This window comes from Sphingopyxis panaciterrae (assembly GCF_011762125.1).
Classification (GTDB): Bacteria; Pseudomonadota; Alphaproteobacteria; order Sphingomonadales; family Sphingomonadaceae; genus Sphingopyxis; species Sphingopyxis panaciterrae.
On sequence record NZ_JAASQN010000001.1, the window covers coordinates 664,117 to 687,804 of the forward strand.

Genomic DNA, 23,688 nt, shown 5'->3' on the forward strand with positions numbered 1-23,688 from the left:
GCTCGGTTCCGCGCCCCTTCTTTCCGATATTCGTCCGTCAGGCGGGTTCGGCCGCCAGAACATAGTCGAAGCCATGGCGCAGGCTTCCCTCGCGCTCGATCCGGCCGAGTGCCCGGTCACGCAGAGCTTCGCCGTGGGCGGCCAGCGACCGGGCGAGGTCGCGGTCGGCGATCTTTGCGAGGCGCGGGGCGCACATGTCGATCTGGCTGTTCACGAACCGCTGCTTGTACCGGTTCGCAAAGCGCTTCGCCGCGACGACGCGATACCCCGATGCTTCCAGATGGTCGACGGTCCATTGCGCGGGATATTCGCGATAGGGCTGTTCGCCGGCCAACAGCAGGCAGGCGTCGCGAAAGCGGCCGATCTCCCGGATGATGCGGCTTTCCTCCGTGCCGGGATCGACGGTGACATAGGGTTCGAGCCCGACGATATAGAGGCGACGCCCGACCAGCGGCAGCAAGCGCGCGAACAGGCGGTGCTGGAAATAGGGAGCGAAACCGTCGATCGCGCCGAGCAGATAATCGGCGAGCACGGTGTCGTAGGTCTCACCAGCGAGAAGGTCCGGATCCTGCCAATTGCCGACGATGATGCGATCGCCCTCGCGGCGTCGCGGCGCAATCGCGTCCCGGACCTGAACGGCATGGGCCTCGGCGCCGGTCACCGCGGTCCATTGCTCCGTCACGAGGGATCCGACCCAGCCTATCGAATGCGTGCCGGTTCCGGCATCGAGCAGGCGACCCCACGGTTTTCCAGCCTGAATGGTCTCGATTTCCCGGAATAGCCCGGAAGCGGGTCGTCGTACTTCGGATTGATCGGTCATCGGAATGATATAAAGTATCATTCCGGCAATATCAAATCCTGTCCTCCGGGATACAGCGATCCAACGCTCGCCCCGGCTCGCTCGGCGACTCGCGCGGTGGTAAACCGGTGCGCACCCGCGGCCGTCAAAACCTGAACAGCGGCGTCGAGCACAGCCGAAACCAGCCCGGTCGAGCGACCCTGCTGCGGCTGTTTTCGCGAGGAAACCTTGGCGGTTCGGCGGTGAGGCACCGGATGCTCCGGAGAATGCGAATAGGAAATGCGACTGATTATTCGTATTTTCCCGGTCGGGCACCATTCCTTTGCCCGACCATCGGAGAAACCACATGACCACGCTTGTCAGCGCCCCCGTGGCGCCTCTTCTCGATCGCCTGTTTGACGAGGCCGATGCGGCATCGCCGCTCGCCAGCCCGGCCTTTGCGGCCCTGTCCGACGACCAGCGCCACCGGCTGATGCGGAGCAAGGAGGATTACCGCGAACTCTATGCGAACCTGAAAGACTATGCGCTGCCGGTATCGCGCGAAACCGGCCGCCTGCTCTATATGCTTGGCCGCGCGACGCGCGCGAAATCGATCGTCGAGTTCGGAACCTCGTTCGGTTTGTCGACCTTGCACCTGGCTTCGGCGCTCCGCGACAATGGCGGCGGGCGGTTGATCACCAGCGAGTTCGAACCGGCGAAGATCGCGCGGGCAAGGGAAAATCTCGTCGCCGGCGGTCTTGCCGACCTGGTCGAATTTCGCGAGGGCGATGCGCTTCAGACGCTCGCTGTCCAATTGCCCGAGAAAGTCGACCTCCTCCTGCTCGACGGCGCCAAGTCACTTTATCGCGATATCCTCGATCTGGTCGAGAGCCGGCTTCGTCCCGGAGCGGTGATCGTCGCCGATAACAGCGATTATTGCCCTGAATATCGGGACCATGTCGGCTCGATCGCGAACGGCTATATCACGATGCCCTTTGGTGACGACGTCGAATTGTCCATCTGGCTTGGCTGAGCCGGATTGTCTCCCATCGTCAGAAGGCCACGTCGATCCGGATCGTGTCGCTGTAGCTGCCGGCCGGCGGGGTGATCTGCCCGGGTAGAATCGCGGCGCGATAGGTATAGCCCTGCGTCGTCGTCGAATCATAGATGCCGGCATTGGTGTCGGCACTTGCGCTGCTACGCCGCGCGGTGCCGACGGCCCCCCAACGATCGGCGGACGCGGCGGTTTTGTAAAGTTCGTAGCGCAGATAGTTGGTGCCGCTGCGCATCCGCCGCACGCCATTGTCGGCGTTGTCGCCGTCATTGAGCCCGACGGTATAGGCCGCGCCCGCGCTGCAGCGGATGAGGATGGTGCGGGTGACGGGATTGAAGGCGCCGGCGAGCGGGGCCGAACCGAAAGCGACGTTTGGCGCGGTGATGATGCAGTCGTTCTGGACGGTCAGTTGGACATTGACGCGCACCGGGACCCCGGCTCCCCAGACCGTCGCCGGCCCCAGCAGCGGCCGGACAAAGCCCGGGCTCGACGAATAGGCAAGGCACACCGCGACGCCGAGCGAGCAGACCGAATAATACCAGCGAAGGTCGATGAAGCCATTGTAGGCTCCCGCACGCAGACCGGCCGCAGCACTGGTGCGAAAATAGATCGGCACGCTGTTGTTCGTCCCCGACAGCAGGCTGACGAGGCTGAGCGACGAGAGGTCAAGCACATTACCGACCGCCAGCGGCGTGCCGCCGGACGTGAGCGATGCGGTATAGGGGATCGTCTGCCCCGTCGGCCCGGTAAGCTGGAAGGTCGATGCCTCGACGCGCAGCCCGATATAATGGGTGGTCAGCGCCGCAAGGAGGATGTCGCACTGAAGGCCGGCCAATCCGCTGCCCTGCTGCGGTGTCGTGGCGATCGTATAGGAGCTGAAGCTGCCGAGATTCGTGTTCGTGGTGGCGGTGGTACAGGCGGACGCGGCCTCGGGCATCAGCATCGCGGCGGTGGACACCAAGGATGCGCGGACAAGGCGGGTCAGGGTCGGCATGTCAAATTCCCCAGTTCGATGATGTCGTCGGCCTTCGGGTCGGCGGTAAAAGCGGCGTGGCAGCTTCCGCCATCGGGCAGGCTGACCTCAACCCGATTTTCCGCCGCGGCCTGTTCGATAAAGAGCAGGCCGTCCCAGCCGACATAAGTCGATACGCTCTTGTTGATCGTCACCGCCGCGCCCGCCGGGATCACCGCACCCGTGGTGTCGCGGAGCGTCGCGCGCGCCGCCGCCCTGTGAGTCACGGGGAAACGGACGACATGCCCGCTGCCCGCGGCGATCGCGACGCGCTGGCTGACGAGCGGCGTCTGGACGTTCGCGGGCAGGTCGAGCGTATCGATGTCGTAGCGCGCGGGATAATAGGCGCTGGCCGAGGGGACGAGCAGTTGGCCCTTTTCGTTGGTCGTACCGATCAGCTGATTTTCATAGCGCACCGGAATTCCCGGCTCGCCATTGGTGCTGACGACGGCGAAGGCGTCGGAAACGCGGTTGGCGGCAAAGAGAGCGCCATCCATGAAGACGAGCGAGCCGCTGGCGCCGAACCAGCCGGTGATATCGCTGCGGCCATAGGCGCCGGCGCGCAGCTGGACCGGCTGCGTCCGCCAGATCACATCGCCGCGCAAATAGGGGCTGCGGCCGTCCTCGCTGACCGCGCTGGCGTTCCAGCCGAAGCCGCCTTCGGTCGGGACGGGCTGCGAATAGTCGGCGCGCGCGCCGGTGCGTCCCCTCGGATCCTGTGCGACGCCGGCGTTGAGCGTCCCGCCGCCGAGCGCAATGCTCAGCGTCAGTGCGCCCGACCAGCTGCGGTCGATGAAATCGCGCGACAGCGAGGCATAGACGCGGCTTTCGCCCCACAGCGGGATTGCCCAGGCGAGGTTCGCCAGCCGCGCATCGCGTCCGCGCTCCTGCCGCAGTTCGAAATAGCCGACGCCGAGTGTCCCCGCTCCGCCCAGCGAAATACTCGCTGTCGCGGCGCTCAGCCGTTCCCAGCCCACGTCGTCGCCGCGATCGAGAAGGCCGAGATCGACGTAGCCGCCGCCCCGCCGCGTGTGGCGCAGCCCGACCGAAAAGCCGCGCGCCTGATATTCATAGCCAAGGTCGAGCTGGCCGCCATCGGCATCCTTGCCGAAGCTGCGGCTATAGGCTGCGCTCACCGTCCCGAAATTGCCGAGCTTCACGACCGCGCCGCCGCCGGCGAGGCGCATGTCGTCGGCGACCTCGGCGCGCACCTCCAGTGTCACGCCGGGAGTCACGCCATGGCGCGCCGAGGCGCTGGCCGCGACGCCGCCATAATCGAAATTGCGGGTGCCGTAATTGCGGCGGAACACGCCCGCCGCGACCGAATAGTCGGTCAGGCCCGGGCGGAGCAGCGCGCTGCTGATATAGAAGGGCAGCGCCGTCGCGACGCTGCGTCCATGCATGTCGGTGACGATCAGATTGGCCTGGCCATAGCCGTTGATCGGCGGCAGCGTGCCGAGCGTGAAGGGGCCGGGATTGACGCGGCTGCCCGCGATCCGCTGACCATCGACGACCAGATCGACGGTGGAAGGCAGCGCGGCGTTGCCGGCGAATTCGGGAAGCGGGTAGGTGATGATGTCGGGCCGCACCGAAAAATCGCGCGACACCTGGATGCCGCCCAGACGGACCGCGGGCGCATAGGGCAGGGTCCGCGTGATGATGTCGCCCGCCTCGACGGTCGTCATGCTCCGCTCGTCGGACCAGCGCCAATAGCTGTCGAAGCGAACGTAGCGCTTCGCGCCGCCTGTCCGCAGCGCGCCGGTGGTCGAAAAAATGCCGGCGGGACCGAATACGCGCGCTTCGTGCCATAGCGATGCCTGCACCGGCCCCCGGTTGCCCCCGGTTACATAGACATCGTAATTGAGCAGCGCCCCCATATCATATTGTGCCGGCCGGAATTCGCGGCTGCCGCCGCCGATCCGCTGGATAGGCAGATATTCGGGCGACACGGTCAGGTGCAGTTGCTGGGCGAGCGCGTCATAGTCGGCGCGTACGCCGTCGAGACTGTCGATAAACAGCATGTCGCCGGGCGCCTTGAACAACAGCCCGGCGCGGTGCAGGTCGGCGGCGCGCATCTGGAACCTGCCGCCTTGCTTGACGACCGGCGCGACGATGCCGGTCCGCATGCCGTTGATGAAAAGTTCAAGTTCGAGCCGCTGGTCGGCGGTCAGATCGGCGATCTCGCTCCGCTGTGGCGGCGGGGGCAGGTCGGCATAGCCGTCGAGACGGGCATCGGCATATGCGGCAGATGCGGCACCGGGGAACCAGAGCGCCGCGACGAACGCCGGCGCCCAGCGAAGCCGCCCCGGCGAAAAGAGCGCGCGCGCCACCGCCCGTCATTCCGGCAGATGCTCGATACGCGCGCTCGTCTGTCCGTTCACCGCCGCCGACAGCTCGCCCGACGTCGCGGTTCCTTGCGGCAGCGGCCAGCGCATCGTGGCGCCGGGAAGCACATAGCCGAACAGCCCGTCGGCCAACGGTGACCGGCCGCTGCCGGTCACAAGGGCGACGTCGGTGAGCCGCGCGTGACCAGCGCCTTTGTTGCGGACCTCTATGAATCGGCCGCTTGCGTCCGAGCCGAGGCGCCAGCCGAGCGCCGGTTCCGGCAGGGCCGCTTTCGCCTTGTCCTTCCGGCGCGCGCCTTGGGCATAGGAGAAGAGCGGCAACGAATAGCGCATCCGGAAACTGACTGCGGCGCCGGGCGCGGCAGGCGCGTCGCTCGTCGGAATTTCGTCGACGATGACGCGATAGGGCTTTTCGGCGACGGCCGGCGGCGGTGTCGTGCGGGTCAGGCGGACCAGTTGCCGCTCGCCAGGCTGGATGCTGACGATCGGCGGCGTTCCGAGAACCTCGTCTTGCGGGGCATAGGCATCGCGGCCGTCCTGCTGCGCCCAGGCATAGACGCGAACCTGCAAGGTGACGGCTGTTTTGCCCGGATTTTCGAGCCACAGCGCAGCGGCGCGATCGTCGCCCTCGATCACCGGATTGATTGGCCAGATCAGAATCGAACCCGGCTGCTGCGCCGCAGCGGGACGGGGCGCGATGGCAAGCAATATGATCGCAAGGATCAACAGGACGGCGGGGAGCAAGGCGCGTTTCATGGACCAGTCCTTGAAAGGGGCGATCACCATGTCAGCGTGACCGTCAGCGTGTCGGTGTAGGGGCCCGGCGGCCGCGTTCCGGGCAAGGTGAGCGAGCCGTAGATCGGCAGCCGCACATCCTCGCTATTCGTTCCGGATACGGGGACCGCGTAGGCTGTTCCGATCGCGATCGGCTGGGTGCATCCGATGTCGCGACATAGACTATAGGCGATGCGCGCGCTGCTGTTGGCGCCGAGCTGGAGATTGCGGACGCCGACGGCGGCATGGCTGCCGCCGTCGATGCTCATCATCAGATTGGCGCCGGGGGTGCAGCGCAGGCGGATCGCCTGCCCGCCGGTGGTCGTCGCGGTGTGGGTTGCGGTCGAGAAGGTCGAATCGACGCCGAAATCGAGCTCCCCGATCCGCCCCGCATTGCCGCTGGCGCCGAGGCCATCGACGAGGCATCCGGCGGTGATCGTCGCCGATACGTCGAACTGCGCCGTGGTTTCGGCCTGGGCGGAGCCGCCGATCCCGCATGCGACGAGCACTGCGAGGGCCGCAAATGCAGTCGACGGGCGGGGGGCAGGCATGGCTGCGAGCCGGCGTCCGCCCTAAAGCTCGACCACCACCGTGACGACGTCGGCATAGACGCCCGGCGTCAGCCCGGCTTCGCCGAATGCGCGGCCGTAGACGTTGACCGTCTGCACCGATCCGTCACCGGCGAGGACGATATCCCCGCCGACCGGGATGATCGCCGTGCGACCCGCATCCGAATAGAGATTATAGGTCACGAATTGCCCGGCGGCGGTCTGATGTTCCATCGCGTGAAGGCCGGTGCCAGCGCCCGACCCGTCATTCTGCCCCGCGTTGAAGGACAGGGTGGGGGTGACGCCGTTGCTGCACTGGATCGTGAAGCCGGTCGCGCCGCTCAGCACCTCCGCATCGGTCTGCGTGAACAATGTGTTCTGGGTGCCGAAATCGAGCGTGCCGAAATCGACGCCGGTCGAACCATCGTCGTAATTCTGGCCGTTGATGATGCAGCCGGCTTCGAGCGTGATCGTCGCATCGATTGTTCCCGTGATATCGGCGTGCGCCGGGACCGAGAAAATCAGGGCGGAGAGACCAAGAAGGTAATAAAATTTCCTCTTTTGCACGATGACAACTCCTGAATTGCCCCTCTGTTTCGGAGAGAAGCTTTTTCCAATAAGCAAGATGCTTATACTATTGCGGAGTTAACAAGTTGCTATTTATAGAATAAATCATTTTTATAAGTAATAATGCTTAAACTTCGCGCATGATATTTTAAGTGTAGCCGATGACGCGAATTTGTCACGAGGAGACTGTTCCGATTCCGGAGGTTCTCCGATCGAAACGGGTGCGGAGAGAAGCGAGGGAGGAAGCGGGCTGTCCGCAACCGGACCACTCGAGCCTATCGAATAAGTCGCGTGATAACGGTCCGTAGCACGCCCGACTCGAGTTTGCGCTTCGTAACGGCCGCGTTCCACGCGAGCGATGACAGGATGACCAGAACCTCGTCGAGATCGAGCGGAAGCCCGGTCTGAGGGGGGAGCGAGCCGACGGCTTCCAATGCGCCGCGGACATAAGCACGGCGCTCTCGCAGGCCTTGTTGCAGGCGCTCATAGACGTCGGGTTTGGCGTTATACTCGCCGATCAGGAAGCCGATCGCAGGCGCGATGCGCGGGTCCGAGTAGGAGCGCTCGAGCGACAGCGCGAATTCGAAAAGATATTCGACCGGGTCGTTCGAATGCGGCGGGGAGTGGAATTCGAAGGCTGAGTTAATTGCCGCGGCGAGCGCCTCGGCCGGGCTCGGATAGCGACGGTAGAAGGTCGCGCGGCTGATACCGGCCCGCTCGCATATCTCGTTGACGGTGACGCCCGAAAAACCCTTCTCGGAGACGACGTCGAGCGTTTCCCGCTCGATGCGCCGGTCGACGTCCGCCGATCGCGGACGGCCCATTTGCGGCTTGTCCAACGCGTGTGGGCTTTTGGTCGTGGCAGCGGCGGTCCGGGGCATGGTGCCTTGTGGCGCAAGCGGTCGCCGAAGGGAAGTGTCAGGCGAGCGCGGCATAGACTTTGCGCTTCAGCCAGTCCTGGAAACCATAGGCTGTGGCGGGAAGGAGCTGGGTCAGAAACAGAACCGTGAGGTTGCGCGCCGGGTCGACCCACCAGATGGTCGTTGCGGCGCCGCCCCAGTAAAAATCGCCCTGCGCGGGAACACCTGCGCGGCTCTCGTCGAGCGTTGTCGCGAAGCCGAGGCCGAAGCCCATGGCCTCCGGGACAAGGCGAGGGTCCGCAATAAGCGCGAGGTCCTTGAGTTCGCGGCCGCCGGGAAGCTGGTTTGCGATCATTTGCGCGAATGTGTCTGCCGACAGGACCGGGCGGCCTTTCCTGCGAAGCATTTCGGCGAAGCGGCCATAGTCATCCATCGTGGAGACGAGGCCGCCGCCGCTGGACTCGAAGGCCGGCGAGGCAAGGTAGGTGCTGGTCGCCGGATCGTCGGCGAGCCGCATCGAGCCGTCCGGCGTCGTGATATAGCAGGCAGCAAGGCGATGCAGCTTGTTCCGGGGAACGTGAAAGCCGGTGTCTTCCATCCCGAGCGGCTCGAATATCGTCTCGGCGAGTTGCTCGCCCAGCGGCTTGCCCGCGAGGATCTCGACGACGGCGCCCACGATATCGGTCGCGACCGAATACATCCAGCGGGTGCCCGGCTGATATCGCAGCGGGAGGCGGCCGATCGCCCGGGCATAGGCCTGGAGCCCGTGAGCTGCGGCAATGTCGGCCGCCGCATAGAGCAGCGCGACGGGATCTTCGACGCGGGCGCCGCCGACGGCGGCGAGCCTCGTGCCATAGGTCAAGCCGGCGGTGTGGGTGAGGAGATGGCGGAGCGTGACCGGCCGGGCCGCGGGTTCGGTGATCGGATTTGAACCGTCGCCCGCCGTCCGGACGCGCTGATCGAGCCAGCCGGGAAGAAAATCCGACACCGGTTGATCGAGCCGCGCCGTCCCGCGCTCGATCTGCATCATCAGCGCCGCGGAAACGATCGGCTTGGTCATCGAGTAGATGCGGACGATCGCATCATCCCGCCAAGGGTGCTCGCGCTCGATGTCCATCATCCCCATGCAGCGGTCGAAGATCGTCTCTCCGTGCTGGACGATACGCAGATGTCCGCCCGGGAAGCGTCCGGTGGCGACAAAATCGGCCTCGATCGCTTGCGCGACCGAGGCCAGTTTCCGAGAGGAAAGGGTGGTCAGAAACCGGCCCTCAGGGTGATGCCATAGGTGCGCGGGGCGCCGAGAAAGGCATTGATGCTGCCCGACTGGAACGGGGCGTCGAAACTGTTCTGCATATACAGCTTGTTGGTGAGGTTGTTTGCCCAGAGCTCGATGCCCCAGTTCTTGTCCTCATCGCCGATGCCGATGCGCGCATTGATGACGGCATAGCTTTTCTGGAGTTTCAGCGGATTGAGGTCAGTGCCCGCATTATATGACGAACTGTAGCGCATGGTCGCGTTCGAACGCAGCAGCAGTCCGCTGCCGAGCGGAAGTTCGTGAGTCACCGAGAGCGAGGCCGACCACAGCGGCGCGAGGTTGAGACGCTCGCCGGGCAGGCGCGCGGTCGAAGGCGTCAGCGACAGGAGCGCACGGTTTTTCTCCGAATAGCGCGTGTCGGCATAGGTGACGCCGCCCTGCAGGGTGAAGGCGCTGCTCGGACGCCAGAGAATATCGGCATCGACGCCTTTCGAGATAACTTCGGGAACCGGGAAAACCGAGAAGAAGAAGCCGTTGAACGCGTTGAGCTGATAGTCGGTATAATCCTGGTAGAAGGCGGCGGCGTTCAGATAGAGGCGGCGGTCGGCGAGTGTCGATTTGACGCCGAGTTCGAAGCTGTCGACGAACTCGCCGGGAAAGCTGGTGTCGAGCACCGGCTGCAGCGAGGTGGGATTGCCGGCGGCATAAGGAAAAGCGACGCGGTCGAGGTTGAAGCCGCCCGATTTGTAGCCGCGCGAATAGCTCGCATAAGTCATGAACTCGGGCGAGAAGCGATAGGCAAGCTTCGCGGTGCCGCTCAGCGCATTCTCTGTCCGCTTCTGCGTGTTGTTCAGTCCGATGAAGTTCGAATTGAAGAAGGGATTGCAAAGCGCGCCGATGATCGCCGCCGATCCGGTCGCCTGCCCGGCATTGCAGAGCGCGCCGCCGTCGGTCGCACCGAACGCGGCGACGGCCTTCTTGCGGTCGATCGTGTAGCGGAGGCCGATGGTCAGCTCGAGCGCATCGGTGAGCTTCAGGCTGTTGTTCGTGAACAGCGCGAAACTGTCGCCCGTCTGCTTGTAGACGTCGCGCGACCCGGTGCCGGGGACGGCGAGGTCGAGGATGGGCTTCAGGAAAGCCGGATTGGTGCCGCCCGAGAAGAGGAGGCTCAGGAACGGTTGAAAGTCGCTGCCGTAAAGCTGTGCGACGCGGCTATCGAGGATTTCGTGGGCGTAGAAGCCGCCGACCGTATAGTCGAGATCGCCGCTGCTGCCGCTCGCGCGCAGTTCCTGGCTGAACTGGCGAAAGCGGTTCATCGTGCCGCCGTCGGCCTCGCGATAAAGGATGTCGGCACCGCTATAGTCCGAATCCGAACCCGTCACCCAGCGCCAGTCGCGCCAGGCGGTGATCGAGGTCAGTGTCGCATCGCCGAGGTCGTAGTTCATCTCGAGGCTGAGGCCGCCGTCGCGGATCTTCTGCGTTGTGTCGCGGTTCGAGAAGGCGAGGCGCCGACCCGGATCGGCGGGCGAGAGGACACCATTGCCGGACCCCGCGAGCGCATTGACGATTGCGGTCGTCGGTCCGTTGACGAGCTGGACCGCGACACAGCAATTCTCGTTGCGGCGGGTGATGTCGCCGATCAGCCGTGCGTCGAAGCCCGCGTCATTGGTGAAATAGAGCTGGCCGCGCAGCGACCAGAAATGGCGGTCGGCATCATCGCTGATCGCTCGCGGCCCGTTGCCCGTGACGACGTCATAATAGCCGTCGCGCTTGCGGTGTACGGCGAACAGGCTCGCGGCGAGGCGGTCGGCGACGATCGGGCCGCCGACCGAGATCGAGCCACCGGCTTCATCATAATTGGCAACCGTGAACTCACCGCGCGCATGGGGTTCGAAGCTTGGTTTCGCGGTCACGACGTTGATGACACCGGCCGACGTATTCTTGCCAAAAAGCGTGCCCTGCGGCCCCTTCAGCACCTCGACCCGTTCGGCCTGGCCGAGGTCGCCTAGCGCGACGCCGGTCCGCGGACGATATACGCCATCGATCACGACGCCGACCGAGCTTTCGAGTCCGACATTGCCCCCGGCAGTGCCGACGCCGCGGATAAGCGCGGTCGACTGGGTCTCGTTCGCGGTCGAGACGACGCTGAGTCCCGGGGTGAGGACAGTGAGGTCCTTGATGTCCTTGACCCCGGCGTCCTGCAACAGCTGCGCGCCGGCGACGGTCACGACGATCGGAACGTCCTGGAGCGACTGCTCGCGCTTCTGTGCGGTGACGATGATTTCGCTCGCATAGCCGTTATCCGCCGCGTCGGCCTGAGCAGCATCCTGCGCCGCCGCGATCCCCGGCAGCATCGAGCCGCCGGCCAGCAGGGCAAGTATCCGAATCGTGCGATGTGTCTTCATTGGTCCACTCCCTTCAAATTGCCGGCTTTTTGCAGGCAAGGGAACATGACCCTTGACCGCTCCTGCCGATCCATGGTCTATATACGATACAAAACGTATCGTTATGTCAAGATCGATTCAGGAGAGGCCAAAAATGGGATCAGGATGGGCGGCGCCACCGCAGTACCGATGCGGCGCCGGCAGCGGCGGGCGGACGGAGGATCAGGAGATCATCCTCGAAGCTGTAATCGCGGATCATGTCGATCCCGATCCAGTCGGGGATCCAGGCGGTCTCGACATGGTGGATGATCCGGCACCCATCGCGATCGATCGTGAATCGTCCGGCATATCCTATGTATCCGGAGGCTGTCGCGGCGAGCAGGTCGGGGGCGATCTGCGAAAGGTCGGGTCTCGCGCTGCCGAGCGGTTCGCGGTCGCGCCGCATCAGGTGCGCCGACATGAAGCCTGCCTCGGTATAGGTGCCGAGGCCGTAGGGCAGGGCCCCGAGCGGGTCTATCCGCTTACCGTTCGCGAGCGTCGTCACATAGTCGATCAGTTGCCAGTTGCCGATGAAGTCATCATTCATAATACGATACTCCTTGTTTCGTATTCAGTTAACATGGGAGCTGTGTGAATGGCGAGTCTGTTTGATGCATGGCGCCTCGACGGGCGCGTCGCCTTTGTGACCGGCGCCGGCGGTGCGATCGGCGAGGCGGTGGCGACAGCGCTCGCCGCGGCGGGTGCGCATGTCCATTGTGCCGACCTTCGCGCGGAAGCGGTGGCTGCGGTTGCGGCCCGGATCGGTGGCACGCCGGTGCTGCTCGACGTGACCGACCGGGCGGCGGTGTTTGCCGCTATCGATGCCGCCGCGGCCGATGGCGGCCTTCACATCGTTTGCAATCTCGCCGGTATCGCCGGCCGCTCGCAGCGCGTCGTCGATCTCGACGAGGAGGCGTTCGATGCGATGTTCGCGGCTCATTTCGGCGGCGTGCTCCACGGGTGCCAGGCGGCGCTACCGCATTTGCGGCGCGCCGGCGGCGCGATCGTCAACATGAGTTCGGAGGCGATCGATATCGCGCCGGCGACGATCGCGAGCTATGCGGTCGCCAAGGCCTCGATTTCTTCGCTTACCAGGATTTTGGCTGCCGAGGTCGCGGGTGACGGCATCCGGGTGAACGCCGTCGCGCCGAGCTTCATCCCGAGCGAACTCAGCCTGGTACGGTATGCGGGCGATCCCGAGGGACGCGATCGATATCTCGACTGGTGGCGCGCCAAGTCGCCGCTCGGCCAACTCTGCTCGGTTGATGATGTCGCGGCGCAGATCCTTTATCTCGCCAGCGATGCGGCGGGCTATGTAACGGGACAGACGCTGCGCGCCAACGGCGGGATATCGATGCCATGGTGATGGCGAATGTCCTCACACTGGCGCGGCGGCCGCGCGGCGTGCCTGTTCCGGCCGATTTCGCGATCGAGAGACGGATGCTTGATTGCCCGGCGGACGGGTTCGTTGTCGCGATCCTCTACGCGTCGATTGACCCGGCGATGCGAACCTGGATCAGCGGCGAGGATACCTATCGCCAGCCCGTCGCGATCGGCGAGGCGATGCCCGCGCTCGCCATCGGCCGCGTCATTTCGAGCCGGACCAGGGCTTTCCCGCCCGGCGCGCTCGTGCGCGGAGCTTTCGGGATCGCAAGCCATGCTGCAAGCTGCGGCGAACAGGTCACGCTGCTTCCACCGATGGCGATCGATGCACTGCCGCATCATCTGGGCGTGCTCGGCATCAGCGGGCTCAGCGCCTGGTTCGGCCTCGTCGATTGCGGCGCACTCCAGCCGGGCGACCGCGTGCTCGTGAGCGGTGCTGGCGGAGCCGTGGGCTCGGCGGCGATGCAAATCGCCCAGATCGCGGGTGCCGAGGTCGTCGGGGTGGCGGGCGGCGCGGAGAAATGCACCTGGGCCATGGAGCGTTTCGGGGCGCCGGTTCTCGATTATCGGGGCGGCGATCTGGCCGGGACGATGAGATCCGCGCTGCCGGGCGGTGCCGACCTCGTCTTCGACAATGTCGGCGGCGTCTTTCTCGAGGCGGCGCTCGATCACCTCGCCGAGGGCGCGCGGATCGTCGTATGCGGTGGCATCTCGCAATATGGCAGCGCCGAGCGTCATGGCCCATCCAATTATCTGAACCTTGTTGTCCGCCGCGCTTCGATGCGCGGCTTCCTGGTCCACGACTTCGCTCCGCGCTTCCCCGATGCGGTGCGGCGCCTTGCCCGCTGGCACCAGGAGGGCCGTCTGGTCGGTATCGTCGATATCGAGCGCGGGCTCGAGAATTTCTCCGGCGCCCTCGCCGGTCTGTTCAGCGGCACCAACCGCGGCAAGCGGCTGCTCGCCTTAAATCCGGAGCTTCTATGATCGAACGTCTTTCACTTGCCGGGCGCCGCGCCATCGTCACGGGTGCGGGTGCCGGCCTCGGGCGCGCGACCGCCACGCTATTCGCCGCGGCCGGCGCGGAGGTGCTCTGCGTCGACCGGAACCGCGATGCCGCAGCCGAGGCTGCGGAGGCGATCGGCGGATCCTTCGCTGCGGTCGATGTCATCGACCGGCTTGCTGTCCGCGAGGAGTTGGGCGCCTTCGCCGGTCATGGGGTCGATATATTGGCCAACATCGCCGGGGTGGCGAGTTCGGGCGAGCGTGTCGAGGACATGAATGGCGCGCGATTCGAGCAGATTTTCGCGATCAATTTCAAGGGCACGCTTTTTTGCATCCAGGCGGTTCTGCCCGCGATGATTGCCGCGCGCCGGGGCGCGATCGTCAACATGGTCTCCTCGGCGATCGACCTCGCCATCCCGACCAATGCGAGCTATTCGATTTCGAAGGCCGCGGTTGCGATGCTGACCAAGGTGCTCGCGAACGAGGTCGGGCCGGACGGCATCCGCGTCAATGCGGTGGCGCCCGGCTTCGTGCCAACCGCGCTATCGATGGAAGCCGCAGGCGCCGTCGCTGCCGATCGCACCGCCTATCTCGACCGCTGGGCAAAGAGTGCTCCGCTCGGACGCGTAGGATCGCCCGAGGATATCGCGCAGCAATGCCTCTATCTGGCTTCCGATGCATCGAGCTTCGTTACGGGGCAGATTTTGCGCGCTAACGGCGGAACAACGATGCCTTGGTGAATTGACGCTTCCATATATATACGATACATAATGTATCATAAATAGGAGAAGGCAAGATGCGAATCGCATGCATAGGCGGCCGGGCCTGGCTGGTGACCGCCAGCGGCAAGGGCGCCGATATCGAGCAGGCGTCGGACGGGCGCTTTTCCGCCGATCCGCAGGCGCTCTTCGGTTGCTGGGGCGATTTGCGCGCATGGGCGGCGGGCCTTGCGGATGACGCGCTTGAACCCGTTGACGCGTCTCTCTTCGAGCTTCCGGTGCCGCGCCCGCGGCAGATATTCGCGATCGGCGCAAACTATCGCGCGCACGCCGCCGAAGCCGGGGTCGCGCCGCCCGAGCAGCCCGTCATCTTCACCAAATTTCCAAGCTGCCTGACCGGCCCCAATGATGCCGTCGCGATCCGTCACGAACGGGTCGACTGGGAAGTCGAACTCGTCGTCGTCATGGCCCGGGAGGCCAGGGACGTGCCAGCGGCCGACGCATGGGACTATGTCGCGGGCTTGGCCGCGGGGCAGGATATTTCGGAACGCGCGATCCAGCGGCTCGGACCCATGCCGCAATTCTCGATGGCGAAATCGCTTCCGGGCTTTGGACCGGTCGGGCCTGTCGTCGTGTCGGTCGACGAGTTCGCCAATCCCGACGATCTTGAACTGGGGTGCGCCGTAAACGGCGAAACGATGCAGCGTTCGCGGACGAGCGACTTCATTTTCCCGGTCGGCGAACTCATCGAATATATTTCGCACCTCGTTCCCATCTACCCGGGCGATCTCATCTTCACCGGCACGCCCGAGGGCGTGGGCGCGACGCGCCAGCCGCCGGTCTTTCTGAAACCAGGCGATGTCCTCGCCACATGGGTCGAGGGCATCGGCACGCTCACCAATCCCATCACCAAGGAGCAAGCCCAATGAAGGTCGCCCGCATTTCGTCAGACCGCACGATCGAGGTCGCCGACATCGACGAACCGCCGGTCACGCCGGACATGGTGAAGGTTCGGGTCGAGCGCTGCGGCATATGCGGCACCGACCTTGTCGCCCGCACCAGTCCGAACCCGCGCTGGGCGGTCGGGAGTATATTGGGCCACGAAATCGTCGGCACGGTCGCCGAGGTCGGGGAGGGTGTTTCCGGCTGGGCTGCGGGTGATCGGGTCGCGCTCTATCATGGCAGTCCGTGCGGTCGGTGCGAGATGTGCTTGAGCGGCCGCGATTACCTCTGCCTCGATCATCTCGATTCCGCGCTCGGCCATGGCGTCGCGCAAGGCGGCTATGCCGAGCATATCGTCGTGAGTCCCGCCTTGCTGCACCGCATCCCCGACGAATTGAGCTTCGACCAGGCGGGGATCACCGAGCCGCTCGCGATCGCGTTTCACGGCGTCAACAAATCGACCGCGTCACCGGGCGATACCGTCTGCATCCTGGGTGCGGGGCCGATCGGGGCGATGACGGCGGCGGCTCTCAAGGCGCGCGGAATAGGCGAGATCGTCTTCGTCGATCCCAATCCCGCCCGCCGGGCGCTCATGGAAAAATCGGGCTACCGGGCTGTCGATCTCGCAGCGGTCAAAGACGGCGGCGCGGCGGCGCTGGGCACGAGGAGGCCGACCGCCATCTTCGAATGCACCGGCCATGTCGAGGCGGCGGGACTGGCCGTGGAACTCATTGCCTATAACGGGCGCATCGTGTTGCAGGGTGTGCCGAAGGCGCCCGTCCTGCTCTCGCAATATTCCGTCGTGCAGAAGGAGGTCGAGATCGTCGGTTCGGCGAGCTGTACCCAGGAGGAGATGGAGGAGGCCATCGGCCATCTCGCGGCGGGCCGCGTCCGGGCCGAAGACATTGTGACCGCGATCGTGCCGCTGGAGGAGGCTGATGCCATATTCGATGCGCTGCTCGATCCCGCGGGTAACCAGTTGAAAGTGCTGATCGCGCCGAACCTGGCGAATTGAGGAGACGATCATGGGTATTGCGGAACTGGGGCATGCCGGCCTTCATGTCGAGGACCTCGACACCATGCGCGACTTTTACGCGCGCGTGCTCGGGCTGATCGTGACCGACGAGGCGCCCGAACTTGGGGCAACCTTCCTGTCGTCGCGTCCCGACATCGAGCATCACGAGATGGTTCTCGCGAAAGGCCGCACCGCGGCGCGCGACGTCAGGCTCATCAACCAGATTTCCTGGCGCGTCGCCGACCTGCCGTCGCTGCAATCGCTGTATCGCGCGATCCTGGACTATGGTTCGCCGATCCGGATGGTCATCACCCATGGCAATGCGATCGGCGTCTATTTTTCCGATCCGGAGGGCAACCCCAACGAGATCTATTGGCAGACCGGGATCGACGTGCCGCAGCCGTTCGGCAAGCCGATCGATCTCACCATGAGCGCCGGGGAGATTATCGCCGAAAATGAGCGATTGATCGCCGAGGGCGGGCAGGCCCATTGAGCTTGTAACGATGGCTGGGGCCCCGATGACCGCGAATGACGATACGCCTGAAGGCCGATTGCCGGGCAGCGCGCGCGCGTGGGCGTTCTACGAAGGCGCCCGGACGCCCTATGTCATCCTGATCAAGGTCTATATCTTCATTCCCTATCTTGCGACGGTCCTCGTCGGGGATCCGGTCAGCGGACAGGCGCTCGTTGCCCGGCTCGTCATGGCTTATGGTCTGTTCGCGGCGTTGACCGCACCGCTCCTCGGGGCGACGATGGATCGTGCCGGCAAGCGCAAGCCGCTCCTCGCGGCGATCACTGCGGCGCTTGTCGTCTGCTGCGCCAGCCTGTGGTGGGCGACGCCCGCCGGCCTCGGCCTCGGGCTGACCTGCGCGATCATCTTTTTTGCCGGAATTCTCTTTGCTTACAGCGAGGTGCTTCATAACTCGCTGCTGCCTTTTGCCGCACCGCCGGGCCATATCTCTGCCACGTCCGGTCTTGGTCTGGCGCTCGGCAGCGCCATCTCGGTCGTCCTGCTGGCGTTCATATTGTGGGCCTTCGCGTTGCCCGCCAGGATGTCGGCGGACTGGCTTCCGGATGCGCCCCTTTTCGGGTTGTCGGCGGCAGCCCATCAAACCGACAGGATTGTCGGGCCGATCGTTGCGCTGATCCTCGGCTTTGGCGCTTTGCCTCTCTTTCTGTGGGGCCGCGATGCACCGCGGGGGGCTGGCGGCGGGATTGGCGAGAGCTTCGCGCAGCTGAAGATGACGCTGAAGAGCCTGCCGGCGAACCGTCCGATGGCGACCTTCCTCGCCTCGCGCATGATTTACACCGACGGCCTGACCGCGATCCTGCTCTTCATGGGCATCTATGCCGCCGGGGTCATGCGGTGGGGCGCGCTTGAACTGACCGCGCTTGCCATCATCGTCAGCTGCTTTCTCGCCATTGGCGGTCTTGTCGGCGGCCGTCTCGACCGGCTTGTCGGTCCGCGCCGCGCCATCCGGATCGAACTCGCGATCGTGGTCGCCAGCCAGTTCGCCTTGATCGGGATCGCACCCGATCGCCTCTTCTATATGGCCTTCAACGGATCGCCGCTGTGGGATGGACCGATGTTCAACACGCTTCCCGAGATCGCATTCGTCGTGCTGGCGTCCGTGAGCGCTGTCGGTATCTGCGGATGCTATGCATCGAGCCGGTCGATGCTGACGTCGCTCGCGACGCCCGAGACCGTTGGAAGCTGGTTCGGCCTCTACGCATTGTCCGGTTCGGTGACGATCTGGCTGGGATCTGCCTTGGTCGGGCTCGCTACCGCGGTTTGGGGAACCCAGCAGGCCGGGTTCGTCGCACTGATCGGCCTGATCGCGCTGGGGTGGTTCGGGATTGGCTTCGTCAAGAAAGAGCCGGATCCGGCATGAGGCGCCGGTCGATCCAGTCCGCGCGAATTTGGCCCGACAGCTAGGGTTCTGACCCTAGTTCAACTGCTCGATGATGACGTCCGCTTCGGCCAACTGGCGGAGTGCATCGGCCATGCCGGGTTCTGCGATGCAGCGAGCGAAACTCATTAGATTCTCGTCGATCGCCTCGCCGTCGTCCGGACGCATCTGCCGCATGATCGTGGCTACCGCGCCGCGCGGGCGTCCGGCGATCGCCTCTGCCCGTGCGATGGCATGCGAAACAGCGTCTTCGGCGACGGCATCGACGATTCCGAGCGACAGGGCATCGTGCGCTCCAAGGACGGTCCCTTCCAGAGTGAAGAGCCGGGCGCGGTGCAGGCCAATCAGCCTCGCCAGCCGCTGCGGACCGCCGGCGCCAGGCGGAATGCCAATGCGGATTTCGGGCAGGCCGATCGCGCTGGCCGAAGCGGCGGCAATACGCATGGTGCAGGCGAGGGCGATCTCGAAGCCGCCACCCATGCAGTCGCCGTTGATCGCCGCGATGATAGGTTTCGTTGCCGCATCGAGCATCGCGCCCAACGTTGCAAAGGCCGATGTCGTGAAATCATTCTCGGTCGCGGCGCCGCTGAGCAGGGCTTCGGCCGCGCGCGAAATCTGCCCAAGATTGGCGTGCCGGATGAAGATGCCCGCGCTCGCGCCAGTGAGGACGATTGCGCGAACCGCGTCGTCGGCCAGTTCGCGTTCGAAAATTCGGCCGAGCGTAGCGGCGCCCCTGTTGGAAATCGTTCCGTCGCGTGCTGGATGAAAAATGATGAGCGAGACCGCGCCTTGGCGCGACAATTGCGCCATCTCGCCGCCATCGGTCATCGCGCCGGGCTTTCGATCAGGCTCTCGATGCGGGATTGGACGAGCGGCAGCTGGTCGTTGCCGAAATACATATATTTCTTTTCGACGAAGAAGGTCGGCGACCCGAAGGAGCCGCGATCGATTGCTTCCTGCGTGTTTGCCCGCAGCCGGTCCTTGATGACCGGCGATTGTGCCAGCGCGCCGAGCGCCGCGCCATCGAGGCCCGCAGAATCGGCAATCGCGGCGAGGACCGACGGGTCGTCGAGATTTTGCTGATCGGCGAAATAGGCCTCGAAGGCGGCTTCCGACAGGCGGGTCAGCGCTTCCTGGTCATCTTCCAGCGCACAGCAAAAGCGCATGGCGTGCACCGATTTCAGCGGGTGGTGCCGCGACGGAAAGTTCATCGCGACCTCTGCAAGCTTTGCCCATTCCTTGAGCCAGACATAGGTCAGGCGGAATTTCGTATTGTCCGGATTGTCGCGCCCGGCGTAGACGCTGTCGTTGACCGCGTTGAAGACCCCGCCGACGAGGAAGGGCCGCCACGTCACCGCAATGTCCTTGCCCGCCGCCCATGACCGGAAATTGTGGAAGGCAATGCGTGTCCAGGGCGATGACAGGTCGAAGAAAATCTCGACTTCGGCGGTCATTCGGTTTCGTCCTTGATTCCGAACAACAGCTTGCGCGCCTCGGCGCTGTCCTGCGGGCGGCGGTTGATAAGCTGGCGCCCGAGATCCATCCCGCGCCGCAGGGCGGGGCGTTGCTTCAACAGATCGTACCAGCGTTTGACATGGACGAAGCCGCCCAGATCGATGTCCTGCGCCTTGTAGGTCTGGACCCACGGAAAGGACGCGATGTCGGCGATGCTATAGTCCTCGCCGGCCAGATAGGTTTGTTTCGCAAGCTGGCGATCGAGCACGCCATAGAGGCGGAGCGTCTCGTTCCGGTAGCGATCGGTGGCATAAGCGATGCGTTCGGGGGCATAGAGTTTGAAATGGCCGTGCTGGCCGAGCATCGGCCCGAGCCCGCCGACCTGCCAGAATAGCCATTCAAGCGCCGCCTTGTGGCCGCGGATGTCGGCAGGAAGAAACTGCCCGGTCTTCTCAGCGAGATAAATGAGGATCGCGCCGGTCTCGAAAATCGACAGCGGCTCGCCACCGTCGGCGGGCGCATGGTCGACAATGGCCGGGATGCGGTTGTTCGGACTGATCGCGAGGAAGTCGGGCTTGAACTGGTCGCCCTTGCCGATGTTGACCCAGCGCACTTCATAGGGAAGGCCGCATTCCTCGAGCATTACCGAGATCTTCCAGCCATTGGGGGTCGGCGCGGTAAACAGTTCGATCATGTCCGGTTCTCCGTCGCAGCGCGTTCGACCAGACCTGCCGCCTCGAGCAGTGCGGCGCAATCACGCTCGATCGGCTTTTCGGAGACGGTTTTCGGGATCGCGGCCAGCAACTGCCAGATCTCGGGCACCTCGCTGCGTTGCAACCGCTCGGCCGCCCATTGCCGCACCGTGTCGAGCGACCCGCCGGGCTCGAGGACAAGCGCCGCCACCAGCGTCCGCTCGCCCGCGACATTCGCTGGTGTTGCGACGCCATAGACATAGACGTCGGCGACCGCCGGACATTGTGCAAGCACCGTTTCGACCAGGGTCGCGTTGACGAAATCTCCATTGCGGCGAATACCCCCGCCGGCGCGGTGGAGGAAATAGAACCAGCCGCGCTCGTCGGCATAGGCCATGTCGCCCGAACGAAACCAGCCGCGCACGACCTTGTCGGCGCTTGCTTTTTCGTTGCGGAAATAGGTGATGGCGTCGGAAGCGCCATCTTCCTTGCGAAAGCAGAGGTGGCCGGGCTCGCCCGGCGGGCAGATTTGGTCGTCGTCGTCGAGGATCGCCGCGATCATGCCGGGCGGGGGTTTGCCCATCGACCCGCGCGGTCCCTCGCCCATGCGATTGATCAGCGTGCCGCCATTTTCGGTGCTGCCATAAACTTCGGTGACCTGCACCCCGAAGCGCGTTTCATATGCTTCCCACAATTTGGCCGGCATGCCCGATGCGATGACCAGGCGGACGGGGTTGTCGCGGTCGCCGGGTTGTGGCGGCACGGCAAAGACCTCGGGAATCATTCCGCCGAGCAGGGTGAACATCGTACAGTCATAGGCGCGGCAGATATCCCAGAGGCGGCTCTTGGTGAACTGGCGGCTGAACACCGTCGGCAGCTCGAGCGCGAGTCCGGCGGCGAGTGTCGAATGCGCATTGGTGTGGCAGAGCGGAAGGCCGGTGTAGAGCGTGTCGCCCGCGCCGACGCCCAGCGCACGAAGCCCCTTCATGCCGCGCATATAATTGGCATGGCTGCGTACGACGGCCTTGGGATTGCCCGTCGTTCCCGAGGTGAACATCAGATACATCGGCGCGGCGGGGTCGGGTATTTGCGGCGCCAGCCCGGCCGCGTCGGCCGGCAGGTCGGCGGCATAGGATGAGCCCGCATAATGTTCGGGCATACGCATGCTGTCGACGACGAGGAGCGGGGGCCGGCGGTCGAGCTGCGCCGCGACGGCGTCGAGCGCGGCAAGTGCCGCATCTTCCGCGATGATGGCCTTCGCCGCGACATGGTTGATCATATAGGCCAGCTTGTCGCCCATGCTGCGCGTGTCCAGCGGGACGAAGGCCGCTCCGGCCAGTGCCGCGGCGACCATTGCCTCGACGAACTGCGGGCGGTTCGTCATCATCAATATGATGCTGTCGCCGGGTTTGACGCCATAAGCCTGCAGCCAGGCGGCGAGGCGCTGCCCCCTGTCCCACAGGCTCCGGAAGTCCCGCGTCTCGTCTGACAGGCTGCCGTCGGGTTCGACATGAACGAAGGTCAGGATCGGAAAGTCGGGCCGTTCGGCCGCCTTTTGCTCGATCAGGCGGGCGATGTCGTTGACGCGTTGGCTCATGATGTCCCGTTCAGGCGGTCTGCGGTTGGTGGTCGGTCATTTTCGCCCCTCAGGCCGGAACGGCCTCGCGCAGCGTCAGGCGCACCGGCAGGCTCTTCAGTCCGCCGACGAAATTGGTCTGGATCCAGCGCGGGTCGCCATCGAGCTCGATGCTGTCAATGCGCGCGAACAATTCTTCGAAGAAGATGCGCATCTCCATCTTGGCCAGATGTTGGCCGAGGCAAAGGTGCGGGCCATAGCCGAAGGCGAGGTGGCGGTTGGGCGGACGGCCGATATCGAAGCGATAGGGGTCTTCGAACACCTCCTCGTCGCGATTGGCCGCGGGATAGCACATCATCATCGCCTGCCCCGCGGCGATGTTTTGGCCGCGAAGCGTATAATCCTCGATCGGCGTGCGGAAGAAATGGGTGACCGGCGATACCCAGCGCACCATCTCGTCGACGGCGGAGGGAAGCCGCGTCATGTCGCGGCGCAGCCGCTGCATTTCCCCGGGATTCTGGAGGAGCGCGAGCAGCCCGCCGGCGATCGAGGCGCTGGTCGTGTCATGCCCCGCCGTCGCCGCGAGGATGAAATAGGAAAGCGCTTCCTTCTCGCCGATCTCGGCACCGGCGAGCAAGGTCGCCAGATCGTCCGACGGCCGCGCCCGGCGCTCGGCGAGCAGGTCGCGAAAATAATCGAAGAAGCCGTTGACCGTCGCAATGACGTCCATCTGCTCGGTCTTGATCTCGGGATCTTCGGGACCGAACAACTGCTGCGTCATCTTCAGCATCAACGGCTCGTCGGCGGCGGGAACACCGATGATCCGCATGATGACGCGCAGTGGATACCAGCTCGCGACCGAGCGCATGAAATCGCAGCGTCCGCCATCCTGCAGCGCGCGATCGAAGAGGTCGCGGGCATAGCCGCGCAGCTCGTCTTCGAGCACCTTGATGCGCGCTGGCGCAAACCAGGCCTGGGTGAGCTTGCGGTGAAAGCGATGCTCGCTGCCGTCCATGTTGGGGAGCTGGTTGAGGAGGAAAGGCCGGCCGCCGGTGACCTTGCGGATCTGATCGTCGATTACGGTCTTGCGGAGCATCACGCGCGGGCCGTTGACGAACAGGTCCATCGATTTTTCGACGCGCATGATATCGGCATGTTTCGTGACGATCCAGAAGGGCGCATAGTCGTCAGGTTCGACCCAGAACACCGGCGCTTCGGCCCGCAAGCGGCGCAGCAATGCGTGATAGGCGGCCGGGTCGGCGTGAAAGGCCGGATCGACCAGCTGGTTGCCCGTTGTTCTTGCGTCCATTCCTCAATCCCATGCAGGTCTCGTGCCTATATCTTGTCATATAACAATATATGTATTATGTCAAATGAA

Annotated in this window: 24 protein-coding genes; 8 read left to right on the forward strand and 16 right to left on the reverse strand. The window is 64.6% G+C overall.

What is annotated here, in order from left to right:
- Positions 1-37: 37 nt before the first annotated feature.
- Positions 38-682, reverse strand: coding sequence for a hypothetical protein (locus FHR22_RS02880; protein WP_208417459.1), 645 nt, complete (start codon positions 680-682; stop codon positions 38-40).
- A gap of 155 nt (positions 683-837) precedes the next feature.
- Positions 838-1,050, reverse strand: a complete 213-nt coding sequence (locus FHR22_RS22480; RefSeq protein WP_166938735.1) for a TetR family transcriptional regulator — start codon at positions 1,048-1,050, stop codon at positions 838-840.
- A gap of 95 nt (positions 1,051-1,145) precedes the next feature.
- Here FHR22_RS22480 and FHR22_RS02890 point away from each other — a divergent pair, with 95 nt between their 5' ends.
- The gene (locus tag FHR22_RS02890) at positions 1,146-1,811 is read left to right on the forward strand and encodes an O-methyltransferase (RefSeq protein ID WP_166938738.1); all 666 of its coding nucleotides are present in this window, start codon (positions 1,146-1,148) and stop codon (positions 1,809-1,811) included.
- Positions 1,812-1,830: 19 nt separating this feature from the next.
- On the opposite strand, the gene FHR22_RS02895 is transcribed toward FHR22_RS02890, so the two are convergent.
- From FHR22_RS02895 to FHR22_RS02935, 9 genes are all read right to left on the reverse strand, one after another.
- Positions 1,831-2,826, reverse strand: coding sequence for a Csu type fimbrial protein (locus tag FHR22_RS02895; protein ID WP_166938741.1), 996 nt, complete (start codon positions 2,824-2,826; stop codon positions 1,831-1,833).
- Positions 2,814-5,174 carry a fimbria/pilus outer membrane usher protein gene (locus FHR22_RS02900; protein ID WP_166938744.1) on the reverse strand — a complete coding sequence of 787 codons (2,361 nt, stop codon included), beginning with the start codon at positions 5,172-5,174 and terminating at the stop codon, positions 2,814-2,816. The genes FHR22_RS02895 and FHR22_RS02900 overlap by 13 nt, the downstream gene beginning before the upstream one ends.
- A gap of 6 nt (positions 5,175-5,180) precedes the next feature.
- Positions 5,181-5,945 carry a fimbrial biogenesis chaperone gene (locus tag FHR22_RS02905; protein WP_166938746.1) on the reverse strand — a complete coding sequence of 255 codons (765 nt, stop codon included), beginning with the start codon at positions 5,943-5,945 and terminating at the stop codon, positions 5,181-5,183.
- Positions 5,946-5,968: 23 nt separating this feature from the next.
- Positions 5,969-6,514: a Csu type fimbrial protein gene (locus FHR22_RS02910; protein ID WP_166938748.1), complete on the reverse strand. Its 546-nt coding sequence runs from the start codon at positions 6,512-6,514 to the stop codon at positions 5,969-5,971.
- Between the two features lie 21 nt (positions 6,515-6,535).
- On the reverse strand, positions 6,536-7,078 hold the full coding sequence (locus FHR22_RS02915) for a spore coat protein U domain-containing protein (protein WP_166938750.1): 543 nt from the start codon (positions 7,076-7,078) through the stop codon (positions 6,536-6,538).
- A 275-nt stretch (positions 7,079-7,353) separates the two neighbouring features.
- Positions 7,354-7,917, reverse strand: a complete 564-nt coding sequence (locus FHR22_RS02920; RefSeq protein ID WP_166938752.1) for a TetR/AcrR family transcriptional regulator — start codon at positions 7,915-7,917, stop codon at positions 7,354-7,356.
- A gap of 79 nt (positions 7,918-7,996) precedes the next feature.
- Positions 7,997-9,196: a serine hydrolase gene (locus FHR22_RS02925; protein WP_166940690.1), complete on the reverse strand. Its 1,200-nt coding sequence runs from the start codon at positions 9,194-9,196 to the stop codon at positions 7,997-7,999.
- Complete coding sequence (locus FHR22_RS02930) at positions 9,193-11,598, reverse strand: TonB-dependent receptor (RefSeq protein WP_166938755.1); 2,406 nt, start codon at positions 11,596-11,598, stop codon at positions 9,193-9,195. The genes FHR22_RS02925 and FHR22_RS02930 overlap by 4 nt, the downstream gene beginning before the upstream one ends.
- A 139-nt stretch (positions 11,599-11,737) precedes the next feature.
- Positions 11,738-12,163, reverse strand: a complete 426-nt coding sequence (locus FHR22_RS02935; protein ID WP_166938757.1) for a lipocalin-like domain-containing protein — start codon at positions 12,161-12,163, stop codon at positions 11,738-11,740.
- 48 nt (positions 12,164-12,211) lie between these two features.
- Between FHR22_RS02935 and FHR22_RS02940 the strand changes: the two genes are divergently transcribed.
- From FHR22_RS02940 to FHR22_RS02970, 7 genes are read left to right on the forward strand one after another with little or no spacing between them, the layout of a single operon-like run.
- On the forward strand, positions 12,212-12,982 hold the full coding sequence (locus FHR22_RS02940) for an SDR family NAD(P)-dependent oxidoreductase (RefSeq protein ID WP_166938759.1): 771 nt from the start codon (positions 12,212-12,214) through the stop codon (positions 12,980-12,982).
- Positions 12,976-13,983, forward strand: coding sequence for an MDR family NADP-dependent oxidoreductase (locus FHR22_RS02945; RefSeq protein WP_166938761.1), 1,008 nt, complete (start codon positions 12,976-12,978; stop codon positions 13,981-13,983). Before FHR22_RS02940 ends, FHR22_RS02945 begins: the two co-directional genes overlap by 7 nt.
- Positions 13,980-14,741: an SDR family NAD(P)-dependent oxidoreductase gene (locus tag FHR22_RS02950; protein ID WP_166938764.1), complete on the forward strand. Its 762-nt coding sequence runs from the start codon at positions 13,980-13,982 to the stop codon at positions 14,739-14,741. The genes FHR22_RS02945 and FHR22_RS02950 overlap by 4 nt, the downstream gene beginning before the upstream one ends.
- 56 nt (positions 14,742-14,797) lie before the next feature.
- Positions 14,798-15,649: a fumarylacetoacetate hydrolase family protein gene (locus FHR22_RS02955; RefSeq protein WP_166938766.1), complete on the forward strand. Its 852-nt coding sequence runs from the start codon at positions 14,798-14,800 to the stop codon at positions 15,647-15,649.
- A complete protein-coding gene (locus FHR22_RS02960) occupies positions 15,646-16,677 on the forward strand; it encodes a zinc-dependent alcohol dehydrogenase (protein ID WP_166938769.1) in 1,032 nt (343 codons plus the stop codon). Before FHR22_RS02955 ends, FHR22_RS02960 begins: the two co-directional genes overlap by 4 nt.
- Positions 16,678-16,687: 10 nt before the next feature.
- Positions 16,688-17,170 carry a VOC family protein gene (locus FHR22_RS02965; protein ID WP_166938771.1) on the forward strand — a complete coding sequence of 161 codons (483 nt, stop codon included), beginning with the start codon at positions 16,688-16,690 and terminating at the stop codon, positions 17,168-17,170.
- A gap of 25 nt (positions 17,171-17,195) precedes the next feature.
- Complete coding sequence (locus tag FHR22_RS02970) at positions 17,196-18,569, forward strand: MFS transporter (RefSeq protein WP_166938773.1); 1,374 nt, start codon at positions 17,196-17,198, stop codon at positions 18,567-18,569.
- A gap of 54 nt (positions 18,570-18,623) precedes the next feature.
- Here the strand turns inward: FHR22_RS02970 and FHR22_RS02975 are convergent, their stop codons facing one another.
- The 5 genes from FHR22_RS02975 to FHR22_RS02995 are packed head-to-tail and all read right to left on the reverse strand — an operon-like array spanning position 18,624 to position 23,619.
- Complete coding sequence (locus FHR22_RS02975) at positions 18,624-19,415, reverse strand: enoyl-CoA hydratase/isomerase family protein (RefSeq protein WP_166938775.1); 792 nt, start codon at positions 19,413-19,415, stop codon at positions 18,624-18,626.
- The gene (locus FHR22_RS02980; protein ID WP_166938777.1) at positions 19,412-20,041 is read right to left on the reverse strand and encodes a 2-hydroxychromene-2-carboxylate isomerase; all 630 of its coding nucleotides are present in this window, start codon (positions 20,039-20,041) and stop codon (positions 19,412-19,414) included. The genes FHR22_RS02975 and FHR22_RS02980 overlap by 4 nt, the downstream gene beginning before the upstream one ends.
- Entirely contained in the window at positions 20,038-20,736 is a 699-nt protein-coding gene (locus tag FHR22_RS02985) for a glutathione binding-like protein (RefSeq protein ID WP_166938779.1), read from the reverse strand. The genes FHR22_RS02980 and FHR22_RS02985 overlap by 4 nt, the downstream gene beginning before the upstream one ends.
- On the reverse strand, positions 20,733-22,331 hold the full coding sequence (locus FHR22_RS02990; RefSeq protein ID WP_166938782.1) for an AMP-binding protein: 1,599 nt from the start codon (positions 22,329-22,331) through the stop codon (positions 20,733-20,735). Before FHR22_RS02990 ends, FHR22_RS02985 begins: the two co-directional genes overlap by 4 nt.
- A gap of 49 nt (positions 22,332-22,380) precedes the next feature.
- Complete coding sequence (locus FHR22_RS02995; RefSeq protein WP_166938784.1) at positions 22,381-23,619, reverse strand: cytochrome P450; 1,239 nt, start codon at positions 23,617-23,619, stop codon at positions 22,381-22,383.
- Between the last annotated feature and the right edge of the window lie 69 nt (positions 23,620-23,688).